At 47.8% G+C, this 16,973-nt stretch carries 13 protein-coding genes and 1 tRNA gene; 11 read left to right on the top strand and 3 right to left on the bottom strand.

Annotated features, from left to right (window positions below; all coding sequences use genetic code 11):
* The first annotated feature begins 3 nt into the window (after positions 1-3).
* Together B5G11_RS02665 and recG are read left to right on the top strand one after the other, a co-directional pair.
* The gene (locus tag B5G11_RS02665) at positions 4-1,674 is read left to right on the top strand and encodes a DAK2 domain-containing protein (protein WP_087169225.1); all 1,671 of its coding nucleotides are present in this window, start codon (positions 4-6) and stop codon (positions 1,672-1,674) included.
* A 75-nt stretch (positions 1,675-1,749) separates the two neighbouring features.
* A complete protein-coding gene (recG, locus tag B5G11_RS02660) occupies positions 1,750-3,771 on the top strand; it encodes an ATP-dependent DNA helicase RecG (protein ID WP_087252069.1) in 2,022 nt (673 codons plus the stop codon).
* 39 nt (positions 3,772-3,810) lie between these two features.
* Here the strand turns inward: recG and B5G11_RS02655 are convergent, their stop codons facing one another.
* Positions 3,811-4,089, bottom strand: a complete 279-nt coding sequence (locus B5G11_RS02655; RefSeq protein WP_087252068.1) for a type II toxin-antitoxin system HicB family antitoxin — start codon at positions 4,087-4,089, stop codon at positions 3,811-3,813.
* Between the two features lie 181 nt (positions 4,090-4,270).
* Between B5G11_RS02655 and B5G11_RS02650 the strand changes: the two genes are divergently transcribed.
* From B5G11_RS02650 to B5G11_RS02635, 4 genes are all read left to right on the top strand, one after another.
* Entirely contained in the window at positions 4,271-4,477 is a 207-nt protein-coding gene (locus B5G11_RS02650; RefSeq protein ID WP_087169222.1) for an alpha/beta-type small acid-soluble spore protein, read from the top strand.
* Positions 4,478-4,693: 216 nt separating this feature from the next.
* Positions 4,694-4,766 (top strand) — tRNA-Thr (locus B5G11_RS02645).
* 114 nt (positions 4,767-4,880) lie between these two features.
* A complete protein-coding gene (locus B5G11_RS02640; protein ID WP_343215460.1) occupies positions 4,881-5,102 on the top strand; it encodes a hypothetical protein in 222 nt (73 codons plus the stop codon).
* A gap of 181 nt (positions 5,103-5,283) precedes the next feature.
* Complete coding sequence (locus B5G11_RS02635; protein ID WP_158099191.1) at positions 5,284-7,770, top strand: GH25 family lysozyme; 2,487 nt, start codon at positions 5,284-5,286, stop codon at positions 7,768-7,770.
* Positions 7,771-7,835: 65 nt separating this feature from the next.
* Here B5G11_RS02635 and B5G11_RS02630 read toward each other — a convergent pair whose 3' ends face one another.
* A complete protein-coding gene (locus B5G11_RS02630) occupies positions 7,836-8,645 on the bottom strand; it encodes an ABC transporter permease (protein WP_087169219.1) in 810 nt (269 codons plus the stop codon).
* The gene (locus B5G11_RS02625; protein ID WP_087169218.1) at positions 8,626-9,414 is read right to left on the bottom strand and encodes an ABC transporter ATP-binding protein; all 789 of its coding nucleotides are present in this window, start codon (positions 9,412-9,414) and stop codon (positions 8,626-8,628) included. The genes B5G11_RS02630 and B5G11_RS02625 overlap by 20 nt, the downstream gene beginning before the upstream one ends.
* 98 nt (positions 9,415-9,512) lie before the next feature.
* Between B5G11_RS02625 and B5G11_RS02620 the strand changes: the two genes are divergently transcribed.
* The 5 genes from B5G11_RS02620 (at position 9,513) to B5G11_RS02600 (ending at position 16,971) form a co-directional block, all read left to right on the top strand.
* Positions 9,513-10,160 carry an epoxyqueuosine reductase QueH gene (locus tag B5G11_RS02620; RefSeq protein ID WP_087252066.1) on the top strand — a complete coding sequence of 216 codons (648 nt, stop codon included), beginning with the start codon at positions 9,513-9,515 and terminating at the stop codon, positions 10,158-10,160.
* Between the two features lie 63 nt (positions 10,161-10,223).
* Positions 10,224-11,603: an argininosuccinate lyase gene (argH, locus tag B5G11_RS02615; RefSeq protein WP_087169216.1), complete on the top strand. Its 1,380-nt coding sequence runs from the start codon at positions 10,224-10,226 to the stop codon at positions 11,601-11,603.
* A gap of 12 nt (positions 11,604-11,615) precedes the next feature.
* Positions 11,616-12,701 (top strand): aspartate-semialdehyde dehydrogenase, encoded by a 1,086-nt coding sequence (gene asd / locus B5G11_RS02610; RefSeq protein ID WP_087169215.1) that lies wholly within the window; start codon positions 11,616-11,618, stop codon positions 12,699-12,701.
* Positions 12,702-12,843: 142 nt separating this feature from the next.
* Positions 12,844-14,952 (top strand): polyphosphate kinase 1, encoded by a 2,109-nt coding sequence (ppk1, locus tag B5G11_RS02605; protein ID WP_087252065.1) that lies wholly within the window; start codon positions 12,844-12,846, stop codon positions 14,950-14,952.
* An 18-nt stretch (positions 14,953-14,970) separates the two neighbouring features.
* The gene (locus tag B5G11_RS02600) at positions 14,971-16,971 is read left to right on the top strand and encodes a DNA topoisomerase (RefSeq protein WP_087252064.1); all 2,001 of its coding nucleotides are present in this window, start codon (positions 14,971-14,973) and stop codon (positions 16,969-16,971) included.
* The last annotated feature ends 2 nt before the right edge of the window (positions 16,972-16,973 follow it).

Below are 16,973 nucleotides of genomic sequence, written 5' to 3'. Positions count from 1 at the left end.
GAGGTGGAAATTAAAACGATAAATGCAGACATGCTTGCGAAGATGTTCTTGGCAGGCGCACAGAATATTGAGGCAAAAAAAGAGTACATCAATGAGCTGAATGTATTCCCTGTTCCGGACGGGGATACCGGTACGAACATGTCCATGACCATCATGTCGGCGGCAAAGGAAGTACGGGCGCTGGACAATCCGGGAATGAAGGAGCTGTCAAAGGCGATTTCAGGCGGTTCGCTGCGCGGTGCCAGAGGAAACTCAGGGGTTATTCTCTCTCAGCTTCTTCGTGGATTTACCAAGTCCATCCAGGATGAGACGGAGATTGATGCTGCGGGGATTGCAGCTGCATGCATCCGTGCAAAAGAGACCGCATACAAGGCGGTTATGAAACCAAAAGAGGGTACGATCCTTACCGTGGCAAGAGGAATTGCGGAAAAAGCGGAGGAACTTGCTTTTGAGACCGATGATCTTGCGGAAATCTTCCCGAAGATTCTGGATCATGCACAGGAAGTACTGAATCAGACTCCGGAAATGCTCCCGGTATTAAAAGAGGCGGGAGTTGTGGATTCCGGCGGACAGGGACTTCTGGAAGTCTTAAGAGGAGCGTATGACGCATTTCTTGGGAAAGAAATTGACTATTCATCGATTGAGCCGTCTGCGGCGCCGTCAGCGTCTGCTGTGCGTAAAGCGCCGATGGAGGAGACGGATATCAAATTCGGCTACTGCACAGAGTTTATTATCTTGACAGGACGGGAGTTTTCTGAACAGGAGGAGCAGGACTTCAAGGCATATCTGGAGTCCATCGGTGATTCGATTGTCTGTGTGGCAGATGACGAAGTTGTGAAAGTGCATGTACACACAAACGATCCGGGACTTGCCATTCAGAAAGCGCTGACTTACGGTCAGCTGACACGGATGAAGATCGACAATATGCGCGAGGAGCATCATGAGAGAGTCATTCAGGAAGCGGAAAAGCTTGCAGCGCAGGAAAAAGTGAAAAAGCAGGAGAAAAAAGAGAGAAAGAAAACCGGTTTTATCGCGGTCTCCATTGGCGAGGGCATGAATGAGATTTTCAGAGAAATCGGAGTGGATTATATCATTGAGGGCGGACAGACCATGAATCCGAGTACCGATGATATGCTTCAGGCGATTGATGAAGTGAATGCCGACACGATCTTTATCCTGCCGAATAATAAAAATATTGTACTTGCCGCAAATCAGGCAAGAGATCTCACAAGAGATAAAGATATCATTGTGATTCCGACCAGGACAGTACCTCAGGGAATTACAGCAGTGATCAGCTTTTCGCCGGAAGAAGACGTGGATACGAATGAGCAGATGATGCTTGAGGCTATCCAGACTGTAAAGACAGGTCAGGTGACCTATGCAGTGCGTGACACCAGAATCGGAGAAAAGGAGATCCATGAAGGAGATATTATGGGAATTGGCGATGAGGGAATTCTCTCCGTAGGTTCTTCTATCTCCGAAACATCCAAAGAACTTCTGGAGAAACTGGTGACAGAAGATTCGGAACTCATCAGTATTTATTACGGTGAAGACATTTCCGAGGAAGAAGCGGAGCGTTTTGTTTCTGAAGTTGAGGAAGCGTATCCGGATCTCGATGTCGATGCACACCGTGGCGGACAGCCGATTTATTACTATGTGATGTCGGTCGAATAAGTAAAGATAAAATAGAAGAAACAGAAAAGGATACTTCAAAAAAGTATCCTTTTCCTGTATAAAGGAGAGAAATACATGAATGAGCATTCTCCAGTCAGAGAAATCAAAGGGATCGGAGAAAAAACAGAAAAGCTGTTTCAGAAGATGGGAGTTTATACAGCAGGAGATCTTCTGCGCTATTATCCGAGAACCTATGACATTTATGAGGCCCCGGTTCCGGTGAGTGAACTGGAGGAAGGGACAGTTGCTGCCGTGGAAGGCTGTGTTTTTGGGAGTGTCCAGGTTTCACCGAACAGGAAGCTCCAGACTGTAAGCGCCCTGATCCGGGATCTGACGGGAACTTTGAAAGTCCTCTGGTTCCGGATGCCGTTTCTGCGCAATACGCTCCGGTCCGGAAGCCGGATTATTGTCAGAGGCAGGGTGGTGAATAAACGGGGCGGACTCGTGATGGAGCATCCGGAAATCTTTCAGCCTGTGGAGAAATATCAGGAAAAGCTCAATACGATGCAGCCGGTGTATCCGCTGACTGCAGGGCTTTCCAATCTGACGGTCATGAAGGCGGTCCGGGAAGCGCTGGAACATATTCATCTGCAGCGGGAAACGATTCCCGAAAGCATCAGGCAGAGATACCATCTGTGCGAGTACAATTACGCTCTCAGGGGCATCCATTTTCCGGCAGATAAAACGATGTACATGTATGCGAGAAAACGGCTTGTCTTTGAAGAATTTCTGGAATTCCTTCTGGCCATCCGCCAGATGAAAGAAGAAAAAGAGACGAGTGTGAATGGCTGTCGGATGGAAAAAAAGCAGGAAGTGGACGATTTTCTGTCACAGCTTCCGTTTGAACTGACAAATGCGCAGAAAAAAGTCTGGAAGGAAATACGGAAGGATATGCAGGGGGATTACACCATGTCCCGTCTTGTACAGGGCGACGTAGGATCCGGTAAGACGATTGTGGCCGTGCTTGCGCTTCTGGAAGCGGCCTGCAACGGGTATCAGGGAGCGATGATGGCTCCGACGGAAGTGCTTGCAAGGCAGCATTACCAGTCCGTCTGCGAAATGTTTGAGCAATATGGAATTCCGTTTCGCACGGAGCTTCTGACCGGTTCCATGAAGACAAAAGAGCGCCGGGAGGCGTACGAGCGGATTGAAACAGGAGAATCACAGATTATTATCGGTACCCATGCCCTGATTCAGGAGAAAGTAAATTACCGCAATCTGGGACTTGTCATTACGGATGAGCAGCACCGGTTTGGAGTCAGACAACGTGAGGCTCTGGCAAAGAAGGGAAACATGCCGCACATTCTGGTTATGAGTGCCACTCCGATTCCGAGAACACTTGCGATTATCATCTATGGAGATCTGGATCTTTCTGTCATCGATGAGCTTCCGAAAGACCGTCTGCCAATCAAAAACTGTGTGGTGGATACCGGATACCGGGAGACAGCCTACCGCTTTATGAAAAAGCAGGTGGAAGAAGGAAGGCAGTGCTACGTCATCTGTCCGATGGTGGAAGAAAGCGAAGCCATGGAGGCGGAAAATGTCATTGATTACTCCACGATGCTGTCCGAACGGATGGGGCCGGAGGTGACGGTAGGTTATCTTCACGGGAAGATGAAACAGACGCAGAAAGATGAAATCATGGAGAAGTTTGCCCAAAACCAGATTCAGATTCTTGTCTCTACGACAGTTGTGGAAGTGGGGATCAACGTACCGAATGCCACGGTGATGATGGTGGAAAATGCGGAGCGTTTCGGCCTGGCACAGCTTCACCAGCTGCGCGGACGCGTTGGCCGTGGGGCGTTTCAGTCCTACTGCATTTTTATGACGGCATCCAGGGCGAAAGAGACGAAAAAACGGCTGGATATCCTCAATCATTCCAATGACGGATTTTATATCGCGGGGGAAGATTTAAAGCTGAGAGGCCCGGGAGACCTGTTCGGAATCCGACAGAGCGGACTGATGGAATTTAAACTGGGAGATATCTTTCAGGATGCAGGGATTCTTCAGATGGCGGCAGAAGCCGCGTCATCGGAAGAAATCAGGGAATTTCCTGTATATGGAAGGGCAGACCGGGATAATATTCATGTACTGTAAGACGGCCAAAAAGGCCGTCTTTTTCTGATTTACATACGGTTATTCATCCCAGCCTTCGTAAAAACGTATATTGACAGCGATATTCCGGACAATGTCTCCATCCTGTGTCTTGATATCCTCCGGGTCGGTAATCGGCGGCAAAACCGGATCGTTCTCCTCCAGTTCTACACTGATCCAGGTTCTGGCAGCTTCGTTGGCATTGTCAACGGCTTCATCCAGAGTATCTCCGGAAGCTTCGCAGCACTCCAGATCCGGAAAAAACGCATGATAGCGTCCGTCTTCTTTTTTGCGGAAAACCGCAGGGTATATAAATATCATGATAGTTGTCCTCCTTTTTTCAACATATTTATATAATAGTAGATCGGGAGGAAAATGCAATACATTTCGGGAACAAATTGTTTTTCCTGTTTTTACCAGAGTATTTCACAAAAATGTTCATATACTATGAATGTAACAAAAAGTTACAAAAAAACACATGACGATAAAGGAGGACATTATCATGACAAATCGTTCATCTAATAAAGCAGCCGTACCAGAAGCAAAAGGTGCTTTAGACAAATTCAAATATGAGGTGGCAAACGAACTCGGTGTTCCGTTAACAGACGGATACAACGGAGACCTTACTTCCAGACAGAACGGATCTGTCGGCGGTTATATGGTCAAGAAGATGATCGAAGAACAGGAAAGACAGATGGCTGGTAAATAACTCTTTCTGAACAAAAGAATGTGACATGTGAAAAAGGCATCCCTGCTTCCCGAACCGGAAAGGAAGGATGCCTTTCTTCCTGTATGTTAAAAAAGAATCGACTACCAGAAAAAATGTATCAAAACCAAAAAAAGTGGTTGCATATTTTGAAAAAATGTATATAATAATATTTGTGCCTGTTGGAGAGACATCATGGTAAGGCATCGTGCAGGACAGGCCGGAATAGCTCAGTCGGTAGAGCACTTCACTCGTAATGAAGGGGTCGTCGGTTCAAGTCCGATTTCCGGCTTACAGAAAAAAGAGTCGTAATTTCAGGAGATTCACAGAATCCAGGGAGTTACGGTTCTTTTTTGCTATTAAGAGGAAAAGGCAATATAGAAAAGAGGAAACAAAAATGAGAACAATGGAATTTAAAATGGAACGTCCGGGACTGATCGAAGAAGGTCAGGAAGCGGAAATCACGGAACTGCAGGCACTTGGAGGATACAGTTATCTGATTGAACCATCGGTTGCCATGAGCGGCCTGTATAAAAGCTGGGACCGCCTGAAGTCAAGAAAAGGAACGGTAAAAGAAATTAAAGAAACAGACAGGGGTTACTATGTAACAATGGAATTTCAGGAATAAAGGTGCAGTGAATCACACTGGCAATGATTGGAAGGACCGGATCCATTGTTGATTTTGACAGTGATTATGAGGTGTGATAAGATAGAGAACGTAGTATGCGTAAAATGAATCAATGAAAGGAATGAAAGTACAGATGAGGAGGAATGTGCATAAGCTACTGGGGCTCGGCCTCAGTCTATGCTTGATTTTAGGAGGTTCCCTTGGCCCGGCATCGACAGGATACGCGGCAGATACCTCCGGAGAAGAGATTGCAACGGTAGAAGCATCAGAGCAGTCACAGGATATACAGGAAGATACTGTACAGCCTGAGACGCAGAATGAAGATGCGGAGCCGGATGTGCAGGAGAGTGATGCTTCCGGGCAGGAGCAGCAGACACAGCAGGATGCTTCCGGAGAGCAGGAAACGACTCAGCCGGCAGAAGGAACAACAGAAAGTGAAAGCACAGAGCCGGAAAAGGCAGATACGGCTGAAACAGCTGATACAGAAGTGCCTGAGACACGGGAGACAGAACCGGAAGAGTTAAAGGAAAACAGTTTCCGGTATCAAAACGGAGAACCGGTTCATCAGCCGCAGGTTTACTCCAGAGCTGCATCCTATCCGTATGCATGGGAGAAAGTCAACGGAAAATATATGAACAGCATCGGACAGGTGATTGAAGGTGCGACAAAGAAAGGAATTGATGTCAGCCATCATCAGGGAACGATTGACTGGCAGAAAGTGAAGAATGACGGGATTGATTTCGCCATTATCCGCTGCGGATACGGTGGAAATTACACATCCTACGATGACAGGCAGTGGCTGCGGAACGTATCCGAATGCGAACGTCTGGGAATTCCATACGGGGTTTACCTGTATTCCTATTCGGAAAATACAGAAGATGCAAAAAGCGAAGCGGCTCATGTGCTGCGGCTTTTAGAAGGTCACAATCCGGCATATGGAGTGTACTATGATCTGGAAGATGAGAATACGACCGGAACGGTAAGCAATACCACGATCGGAACCATTGCCAAGACATTCTGTGATCAGGTTTCCGCATCTGGATATAAGGTGGGAATTTATGCCAGCAAATACTGGTGGCAGTATAAACTGACCTCTTCTGTTTTCAAAAATGAAAAATGGTCCAAATGGGTTGCACAGTATAATACTTCCTGTACCTATGAGGGGACCTATGATATGTGGCAGTGTACTTCCGAGGGAAGTGTCAGCGGCATCAACGGGTTTGTAGACTTGAATTTCTGGATGAGCGATTCAGAACCGGATGAGAATGCAGTGAGTGTATCCGACAGAAATATCATCTCCGGCAGCGCCCATATGCAGGACTATGGCTGGCTGAATTCAGTAAAGAACGGAGTGCAGATCGGCGTGACGGGCGAGTCCAGGCGGCTTGAGGCATTTAAGCTCAGCATCGGAAGCGGTTATGGAGATCTGGGTGTACGCTATACGTCCTTTGTGGAAGATAAAGGATGGCAGACTTACGCTACAGGCGGACAGGTATCCGGTATGACAGGACAGAACAGAGCCGTTCAGGCAGTGAAGATTGAGCTGACCGGAACGCAGGCAAAAAATTATGATATTTATTATCGTGCCCATGTACAGGACTATGGCTGGCTTGGCTGGGCAAAAAACGGTGCCGCAGCGGGAACAACCGGCTATGAGAAACGGATGGAGGCTCTTCAGATTGCAGTAGTTCCAAAAGGATCCGCTGCGCCGGGATCTACTTCCAATGTCTACAAAGAGAAGGCGGTAACCGGAGGAGTCGGTTATGAGACTCACATGCAGACATACGGCTGGAGAGCGATGACGCTTAACGGTGCAACAGGCGGTGTCGTTGGCGAGTCCAAACGAATGGAAGCCTTCAAGGTAGATCTTCTGTACCCGCAGTACAGCGGAGATGTCGAATACAGATCCTATGTGCAGAACAAAGGCTGGCTTGGCTGGGTGAAAAACGGTACAATGAGCGGAACTTCTGGACAGGGACTCCGCATGGAGGCGGTTCAGATCCGTTTAACCGGCGAGATGGCAAAGAAATATGATATTTACTATCGCGTACATACACAGGACTTCGGCTGGCTTGGCTGGGCGAAAAACGGAGCAGGTGCAGGATCGTCCGGATACAGCAGACGGATTGAAGGAATTCAGATCAAGCTTGTGGCAAAAGGAGCAGCAGCTCCTGGAAGCACCTCCGGGGCATTCAAAGACAGAACTACGATTCAGAACGTAGTATACCAGGCTCATATGCAGGATTATGGCTGGTATACAACCGCGTTTAACGGTTCAACCGGCGGTGTGACCGGCGCCGCAAAGCGGATGGAAGCTTTGAAAATCAGCCTTGAAAATACAGCATGCACCGGTGAAATCCAGTACCGGGCACATGTCCAGAATATTGGCTGGCAGAGCTGGAAAAGCAATGGAGCTGTTTCCGGAACAGAAGGGAAGAAACTTCGGATGGAAGCGGTTCAGATTCAGTTGACCGGTGAAATGGCAAAGAAATATGACATCTATTACCGGGTGCATGTACAGGATTATGGCTGGCTTGGCTGGACGAAAAACGGGGCAAAGGCCGGCACGGAAGGACTGAGCAGGCGGATGGAAGGAATTCAGATTCAGCTTGTAGAAAAAGGAAAAACAGGTCCGACAGACGGCGGAACTGCATTCCGTACAAAATAAATGGATAAAGAAAAGGAAAGGGCAGGATCACAAGAGAAGGATCCTGCCCTTTCTGCAGGAGTTCTTCACAGGACTTTCCGGCAGAGACGTTCCAGAAGCCCGATGACCGCATACAGGACCATCGCCATGATACAAAGAAGGATGATAGACATTAACAGCCAATCCATTTTAAATACCTGGCTGGAGTAGATGATCAGATATCCAAGCCCTTCTCTGGCTGCCAGAAATTCACCGATGATGACACCGACAAGGCAGAGACCAATGTTTACCTTCATGTTGCTGATAATGGCAGGTACGGCAGACGGCAGCACGACTTTGGTAAGGGCATGCAAGGATGTACCATGGAGGGTGTAGATCAGCTTGAGTTTATTTTTATCCGTCCCTGTAAAGCAGGTGTAAAGTGTCATAATGCTTCCAAAGACAGCCACAGACATTCCGGCCACAATAATTGTTGTCCGGTCTGCGCCAAGCCATACAATGAGAAGCGGTGCAAGAGCAGACTTTGGAAGACTGTTTAAAACGACCAGATAAGGCTCCAGAACCGCGGAAAGTTTTCTGGAAAACCAGAGCAGGACAGCAGCAAGGATGCTGATGCCGGTGACAAGAAGAAAACTGACGATCGTTTCATACAGCGTGACCGAAAGATGCGGGAAAATACTCTTATCCGCTGCCATAGATAAGAAACAGGTTAGAATTTTGGATGGGCTGCTGAAAATAAAAGAATCGATGATTCCCTCGCCTGCAGTCCATTCCCAGAGAACAAGAAAGAGGACCAGAACGGCGATGCGGAAAAACAGGACAAGGCGCCGTTCTTTTTTTCGGGCGGCAAGATAAGATGACTGGGAAGCAGAAAGATCAGTCTGTTTGGTTTTCATGTTGATTCAGCTCCTTCCAGATCAGATTAAAATAGGTTTTAAACTCCGGTGCGTTCCGACGGTTCAGCGGGGTATCGTCTGCAGGTTTTGGAAAACCGAAATGTAAGCTGACTGTGGTTTTCAGAGAAGCAGGGCGGCTGGAAAGTACAAGGATGCGGTCTGCCAGACTGATGGCTTCGGAAAGATCATGGGTTACCAAAAGGGCGGTCTTTCCTTCGCGGCGGATGATCTGGCCGATGTCGTCACTGACATTGAGCCGCGTCTGGTAGTCGAGAGCGGAAAACGGCTCATCAAGCAGGAGAACTTCCGGATTCAATATCAGCGTGCGGACAAGTGCGGCTCTCTGCCGCATCCCGCCGGAAAGCTCGGAAGGGCGGGAAGACTGAAACTGTCCCAGACCATAAGCATCCAGAAGTTCATGGGCCCTTTTTTTTACTTCCGGATTCAGGGAATGCTGAATTTCGGGACCGAGGAGCACATTCCGGTAAATGCTGCGCCATTCAAGCAGCTCATCTCTCTGAAGCATATATCCGATTTTATCCTTTTGTTCCTCAATCGGCTTTCCGTGCAGGAGAATTTCCCCCTTTTCAGGCTGTAACAGACCGGAAATAAGAGAGAGAAGGGTGGACTTGCCGCATCCGGAGGGCCCGACAACAGCAAGAAATTCACCCTGGTTTACGGAAAAAGAGATATCGTAAAGAGCAGGAGTCTCCCCTTTTAATGTATGATAGGAATGGCTGATATGATTGATGCTCAGGATGGTATCCATATTGCTGACCTCCTTCTATTTATATCATAATGTATGTTGACAGAGAAAAAGATGTGAATTATAACTATCAGTAGAATAAAAGCCGAAAAGGAGAAACCATGCAGGAGCAGAAGAAAAACTATCAAAAAGAACTGGAAAAAATACTGGAAAAAATCGGGAAGGAAGAGCAGGTTCCGACCCTTTTGCTTCACAGCTGCTGCGGGCCGTGCAGCAGTTATGTGATGGAGTATCTTTCAGATTTTTTCCGGATCGCGGTTTTTTACTTTAACCCGAATATCACAGAGGAAGCGGAGTACCGGAAGCGGGCAGAAGAGCAGAGACATCTGATTGAGCGGATGAATGAGAAACTAAAGTATCCGGTTTCTTTTCTTGAAGGAGACTATGATGCGCATGTTTTTTTTGACATGGCAAAGGGAATGGAACAGCTTCCGGAAGGAGGAGAACGCTGTTTTCGCTGTTATGAGATGCGGCTTCGCCGGACGGCCGAAGAGGCAAAGAAAAGGAAGATGGATTTCTTTACGACGACTCTTTCCATCAGTCCGATGAAGAATGCGCAGAAACTCAACGAAATCGGACAGAAGCTGCAGGAAGAATACGGGGTTTCCTACCTGTTTTCTGATTTCAAAAAGAAGAACGGATATAAGCGCTCCGTGGAACTTTCCGGGGAATACGGACTCTACCGCCAGGATTACTGCGGGTGTGTCTTTTCAAAAAGAGACAGAAATAATTCTTTACAAACAGAATAAAATTTGGTAAATTATGTTTTAATAGTTTAACTCACTAAAATAAGAAAGAAACGGGGAACGCAGATGGCACAGTTATGGGGAGGACGCTTTACGAAAGAGACCGATCAGATGGTATATGATTTTAATGCCTCCATCGGATTTGACAAGCGTCTGTACAGACAGGATATAGAGGGAAGCATGGCACACGTCAAAATGCTGGCAAAGCAGCAGATCCTGACAGAACAGGAGCGGGATCAGATTCTGGAAGGCCTGGCCGGAATTTTAAAAGATGTGGAAGACGGCACGCTTCTGATTACGAAAGAATATGAGGATATTCACAGCTTTGTAGAGGCAAATCTGATTGACCGGATCGGGGATGCAGGGAAGAAGCTGCATACCGGCCGCAGCCGGAATGACCAGGTAGCTCTTGACATGAAGCTTTATGTAAGGGAAGAAGTTCAGAAGACAGACGCGCTGCTGAAAGATCTTCTGACGGTGATTCTGCATATCATGGAGGATAATCTTGATACCATTATGCCGGGATTTACCCATCTTCAGAAAGCACAGCCGATTACCCTTACGCATCATATGGGGGCATATTACGAGATGTTCCGGAGAGACAGAAGCCGTCTTTCGGATATTTATAAAAGAATGAATGTCTGCCCGCTTGGAAGCGGCGCACTTGCGGGAACGACCTACCCGCTTGACCGGGAATATACGGCAAGTATTCTTGGATTTTCCGGAGCTACACTGAACAGCATGGATTCTGTATCCGACCGGGACTATGTGATTGAATATCTGTCGGCACTTTCAACGATTATGATGCACCTGAGCCGGTTTTCGGAGGAAATCATTATCTGGAATTCCAATGAATATCAGTTTGTGGAGATCGACGATGCGTACAGCACCGGAAGCAGCATCATGCCGCAGAAGAAAAATCCGGACATTGCGGAGCTTGTAAGAGGAAAGACCGGACGGGTTTACGGGGCACTGATGTCGATGCTGACAACGATGAAAGGGATTCCGCTGGCATACAACAAAGACATGCAGGAAGATAAGGAGATGGCGTTTGACGCGATGGATACGGTCAACAGCTGCCTTCCGCTTTTTACCGGCATGCTGGCAACAATGAAGTTCAGAAAGAATGTAATGGAGAGAAGCGCCCGGAGAGGATTTACCAATGCTACGGATGCTGCAGACTATCTGGTGAACCATGGCGTGCCGTTCCGGGATGCCCACGGAATTATCGGCCAGCTTGTGCTGACGTGCATTGAGAAGGAGTGTGCACTGGATGATCTGCCGCTTTCCGAATACAAGGCGGTCAGTCCGGTATTTGAAGAAGATATTTACGACGCAATCAGCATGAAGACATGCGTTGAGAAACGTCTGACAAAGGGAGCGCCGGGAAAAGGTGCCATGCTGGAGGCAATTCAGGTTTATAAGCAGGAACTGGAAACAGAGTAGGAGGACCATACAATGGAAAAGAAATTACGTGTTGGAATATTAGGAGCAACAGGGATGGTAGGACAGAGATTTATCTCTCTTCTGGAAGGCCATCCGTGGTTTGAAGTTGTGACGGTGGCTGCATCTCCAAGATCAGCCGGTAAAACATATGAGGAAGCGGTAGGAGACCGCTGGAAAATGAAAAAACCGATGCCGGAAGGAGTCAAAAAGCTGATTGTACATAATGTAAATGAAGTGGAAGAAGTTGCTTCCACGGTAGACTTTGTATTCAGCGCGGTTGATATGAGCAAAGAGGAGATCCGCGCGATCGAGGATGCTTACGCAAAGACGGAGACACCGGTTGTTTCCAATAACAGTGCACACCGCTGGACGCCGGACGTACCGATGGTCATTCCGGAGGTAAATCCGGAGCATTTTGAAGTGATTGAGGCGCAGAAGAAACGTCTCGGAACGACACGCGGATTTGTAGCTGTAAAACCGAACTGCTCCATTCAGAGCTACGCCCCTGTTCTGACTGCATGGATGGAGTTTGAACCGACAGAAGTGGTGGCAACGACATATCAGGCTATTTCCGGTGCCGGAAAGACATTTAAGGACTGGCCGGAGATGGTGGAAAACATCATTCCGTACATCGGAGGCGAAGAGGAAAAGAGCGAGCAGGAACCGCTTCGGATCTGGGGAAAAGTGTGTGATGGAAAAATCGAAAAGGCATCCGCTCCGGTAATCACGACTCAGTGTATCCGTGTGCCGGTGCTGGACGGACATACGGCGGCAGTATTTGTCAACTTTAAGAAAAAGCCGACGAAAGAGCAGCTTATCGAGAAACTGGTAAATTACCGCGGACTTCCGCAGGAACTGGAGCTTCCAAGCGCACCGAAGCAGTTTATCCAGTATCTTGAGGAGGATAACCGCCCGCAGGTTGCTCTGGATGTGGACTATGAAAACGGCATGGGCATTTCGGTAGGACGTCTGAGAGAGGACAGCTTGTACGACTTTAAATTTATCGGACTTTCTCATAATACGGTAAGAGGGGCTGCAGGAGGCGCCATTCTCTGTGCGGAGACGCTGGCTGCACAGAAATATATTCAGGCAAAATAGCAGAAAGCCTTGGAATGGAATTTTTCATCAGGGACGGGAAATTTTACCCGTCCCTGATTGCACGTTTGTAGAGAACCATGTAAAATAGAAAGGACGACAGACTGACAAACTGATTTCAAAATATAGAATAAAGGAGCGAAAAATGGACGGGGAACTTCTGAAATATACGCAGAATCGGGAACTTTCATGGTTGAAATTTAATAAAAGAGTATTGGAGGAAGCGAAAGATCCGGATGTGCCTCTGATGGAGCGGATGAAATTTGTAGCGATTTTTACAAGTAATCTGGATGAGTTTTTCATGATCCGGGTGGGAAGTCTTTACGATATGGCTTCCATGAAAGTACAGACGACGGACAAAAGGTCAGGCATGATAGCGCAGCAGCAGCTGGACCGGATTTATGAGGCGGTGGCTCCGCTTTACAAAGAGCGGGATAAAACTTATGCGGAGATCAAAAAGAAACTGAATCCCTATGGAATCTGCGGGCTTTCTTTTAAGGAGCTTCAGGACCCGGAAAAGAAATATGTAAAGAAGTATTTTAAGGATCAGATTCTTCCGGTTCTTTCCCCTCAGATTGTAGATGCGAACCATCCGTTTCCGCATCTTCTCAATAAGGAGATCTATGTCGTTGCAAGTCTGAAACAGGATAATAAAAAAATGATGGGAATTGTTCCGGTGCCGCAGTATATTTCAGAGATCCTTTTTCTGCCCGGACACGATATCCGGTATATCCGGATGGAAAAGATCCTGATGGAATATCTGGAGGTTATTTTTGATAAATATGAAGTATCCGACAAGAATTATATTTGCGTGACGAGGAATGCGGATATTTCACCGGATGACGAATCACTGGATATCAACGATGATTTCCGCGTCCTGATGAAAAAGACGCTGAGCAAGCGGAGAAGGATGGCGGTTGTCCGGCTTGAGACGGCAAATCCGCTTCCGGAGAGCATGGAAACCTATTTTTGTGAGAAGTTCCACATTACACCGAAACAGATTTTCCGGACGAAGATGCCGCTGAAGCTGTCCTATATTTTTTCCGTAGCGGAAAAGGTGCCGGAACACCTGAGGAGAACACTGGTATATGAGCCGTTTTCCCCGCAGAAGGCAGCTATGGTGGAGGATGAGACTTCCATCATGAAGCAGATCAGAAGAAAGGACATTCTCCTTTCTTATCCGTACGAATCCATGGAGCCGTTTTTAAAGCTTCTGAAGGAGGCGGGGGCGGATCCGTCTGTCGTGACGATCAAAATTACTATCTACCGGCTTGCAAAGAAAGCAAGACTTGTGGAGTATCTGTGCGCTGCGGCGGAAAACGGAAAAGAGGTTACGGTTCTGATTGAGCTGAGAGCCCGGTTTGACGAGCAGAATAACATTGAGTGGTCCGAACGGCTGGAAGAGGCAGGATGCCGGGTGATTTACGGGTTTGAAAACTACAAGGTTCATTCCAAAATCTGCCTGATTACCTGTAAGACACGAAACGGGTATCAGTATATTACTCAGGTCGGAACCGGAAATTACAACGAAAAGACAGCGGCCATGTATACGGATGTGTGCCTGATGACAGCGGACCAGGAGATCGGGCAGGATGCGGCGGTCTTTTTCCAGAATATGTCCATGGGAAATTTAAGAGGCACCTACCGGCATCTGATTGTCTCGCCGAATACGTTGAAGAAAAAGGTTCTGGAATTGATTGAGGAAGAGACAAAGAAAGGTACAAACGGCCGGATTATCATGAAGATGAATTCAGTGACGGATGTGGAATTTATTGAAAAGATTTCCATGGCCAGCCGTGCCGGGGTGGAGGTCGACCTGCTTGTGCGTGGAATCTGCTGTATCCTTCCGGGGATAAAGGGGTACACGGACCATGTGCGTGTGACAAGTATTGTCGGCCGCTTTCTGGAGCATCCAAGAATTTTCATTTTTGGAAGGGGAAGTTCAGAAAAAATGTATATCGGTTCGGCCGATATGATGACAAGAAATACAGAAAAGCGTGTGGAAGTTGCATGTCCTGTTTACGATCCTGAAGTGAGGGAGAGGCTGAATCATATGATTCAGGTTATGCTTGAGGACAATGTAAAGGCGAGGGCGCTGGATTCATCCGGCAACTACCGGAAGAAAGAACAGACGGGACAGCCGGTTGATGCCCAGGAGGTGTTCATGCAGGAAGCAGTGCAGGAGGCGGCAAGGGTGAAAAAACAGACAAAAAGGCCGTTTCTTGATTTTCTGCTTCGTATCTTCCGCAGGTAAAAGAAGGAGATTGTAAATATGGGGAAATCTCTCTACATAGCAGAGAAGCCGAGTGTGGCGCAGGAGTTTGCAAAGGCGCTGAAACAGAATATGAAGCGGAGGGACGGATGGCTGGAATCCGATGAGAGCATTGTTACATGGTGCGTGGGGCATCTGGTGACAATGAGTTATCCGGAGGCCTATGATCCGAAATATAAAAAATGGAGTCTAAGCACCCTCCCGTTTCTTCCAAAGGAATTCAAGTATGAGGTGATTCCGAATGTGAAGAAGCAGTTTGACATCGTAAGCGGACTTCTCAACCGAAAGGATGTAGATACGATCTATGTCTGTACAGACTCCGGGCGGGAAGGGGAGTATATTTACCGCCTGGTGGAGCAGATGGCAAAAGTAAAAGGGAAAACGAGAAAGCGTGTCTGGATTGATTCCCAGACAGAGGAAGAGATCCTGCGGGGAATCCGGGAGGCAAAAGATCTGTCAGCGTACGATAATCTTTCCGCTTCCGCTTACCTGCGGGCCAAGGAAGATTATCTGATGGGAATTAATTTTTCCAGAATTCTGACATTGAAATACGGGAACAGCATTGCCGGATTTTTACATAAAAACTTTGTGGTGCTCTCGGCAGGGCGGGTCATGACCTGTGTGCTGGGAATGGTGGTAAGAAGAGAGCGGGAGATCCGGGAGTTCGTCAAGACGCCGTTTTACCGTGTGCTTGCGAATATGGACGCGGACGGGGCCGCATTCCAGGGAGAATGGAAAGCAGTCAAAGGGTCCCGTTATGAGATGTCTCCGAAGCTGTACCGGGAAAACGGGTTCAAAGACCGGGAAACAGCACAGGAGCTGATCGATGAGCTGATGGACAGCGACCGGATGGGCGCGCTGGTTTCTGTTGAGAAAAAGAAAGAAAAGAAAAATCCGCCGTTGTTATTCAACCTGGCGGAACTGCAGAATGAATGCTCGAAACGGTTCAAGATCAGTCCGGATGAAACCCTTCGGATTGTGCAGGAGCTGTATGAAAAGAAGCTGGTCACCTATCCTCGTACCGACGCGAGAGTCCTTTCCACAGCGGTGGCAAAAGAGATTCACAAAAATCTGAACGGGCTTGCGAAATATGAACCTACGGCAGACCTGCTTGGGTTTATCGCAAGGGAACGGACGCACAAAGGACTGGAAAAGACGAGATATGTTAATGACAGTCAGATTACGGATCACTATGCCATCATTCCGACCGGGCAGGGACTTCCGGCGCTGAAGTCCGTATCTGCAACCGGTGCGAAGGTATATGATCTGATTGTGAGGCGTTTCCTTTCGATTTTCTACCCGCCGGCAGTGTACCAGAAATTATCACTGGAGATGGTGCTGGAAGGCGAGCATTTCTTCTCCGGCTTTAAGATTCTGACAGAGGAAGGATTTTATAAAGTGACGGGCATTCCGGGTAATAAGAAAGGAAAGTCAGAGGAGGACGAGGAGACGGTTCCGGATGCGGAGCTGTTTGCCCGGATTCAGAAGCTGAAGAAGGGAGACCGGATTCCGGTGAAGGGATTTGAAATCAAAGAAGGCGAGACATCGCCGCCAAAGCGGTACAACTCCGGTTCCATGATTCTTGCCATGGAAAATGCCGGACAGCTCATTGAGGATGAAGAGCTCAGGGCCCAGATCAAAGGAAGCGGTATTGGAACGAGTGCGACGCGGGCGGAAATACTCAAGAAGCTGATTCATATCAAATACTTATCTCTTAATAAAAAGACCCAGGTGATCACTCCGACGCTGATGGGAGAGCTGATTTACGATGCGGTGGATCATTCGATCCGCTCCCTTTTGAATCCGGAGCTGACGGCCAGCTGGGAAAAGGGACTGACCCTGGTGGCTGAAGGGCAGATCACCTCAGAAGAATATATGCAGAAACTGGAACATTTTATCGCGGTCAGGACGAACGGCGTAGTCGGACTGAACAATCAGTACCAGCTGAAAGCCTGCTACGATAAGGTGTCCCCTTATTATAAATCAATGAAAAAGTCATAGAA

It is taken from the genome of Drancourtella sp. An57, assembly GCF_002161525.1.
GTDB lineage: Bacteria > Bacillota > Clostridia > Lachnospirales > Lachnospiraceae > Sellimonas > Sellimonas catena.
This window is presented reverse-complemented; position numbering and strand designations above follow the sequence as displayed.

Excerpts from the sequence above, each read along its gene's own strand:
- B5G11_RS02625 (WP_087169218.1), bottom strand. The coding sequence starts at position 9,414 with ATGGATACCATCCTGAGCATCAATCATATCAGCCATTCCTATCATACA.
- B5G11_RS02620 (WP_087252066.1), top strand. The coding sequence starts at position 9,513 with ATGCAGGAGCAGAAGAAAAACTATCAAAAAGAACTGGAAAAAATACTG.
- B5G11_RS02655 (WP_087252068.1), bottom strand. The coding sequence starts at position 4,089 with ATGATATTTATATACCCTGCGGTTTTCCGCAAAAAAGAAGACGGACGC.
- recG (WP_087252069.1), top strand. The coding sequence starts at position 1,750 with ATGAATGAGCATTCTCCAGTCAGAGAAATCAAAGGGATCGGAGAAAAA.
- B5G11_RS02640 (WP_343215460.1), top strand. The coding sequence starts at position 4,881 with ATGGAATTTAAAATGGAACGTCCGGGACTGATCGAAGAAGGTCAGGAA.
- argH (WP_087169216.1), top strand. The coding sequence starts at position 10,224 with ATGGCACAGTTATGGGGAGGACGCTTTACGAAAGAGACCGATCAGATG.
- B5G11_RS02630 (WP_087169219.1), bottom strand. The coding sequence starts at position 8,645 with ATGAAAACCAAACAGACTGATCTTTCTGCTTCCCAGTCATCTTATCTT.
- asd (WP_087169215.1), top strand. The coding sequence starts at position 11,616 with ATGGAAAAGAAATTACGTGTTGGAATATTAGGAGCAACAGGGATGGTA.
- ppk1 (WP_087252065.1), top strand. The coding sequence starts at position 12,844 with ATGGACGGGGAACTTCTGAAATATACGCAGAATCGGGAACTTTCATGG.
- B5G11_RS02600 (WP_087252064.1), top strand. The coding sequence starts at position 14,971 with ATGGGGAAATCTCTCTACATAGCAGAGAAGCCGAGTGTGGCGCAGGAG.
- B5G11_RS02650 (WP_087169222.1), top strand. The coding sequence starts at position 4,271 with ATGACAAATCGTTCATCTAATAAAGCAGCCGTACCAGAAGCAAAAGGT.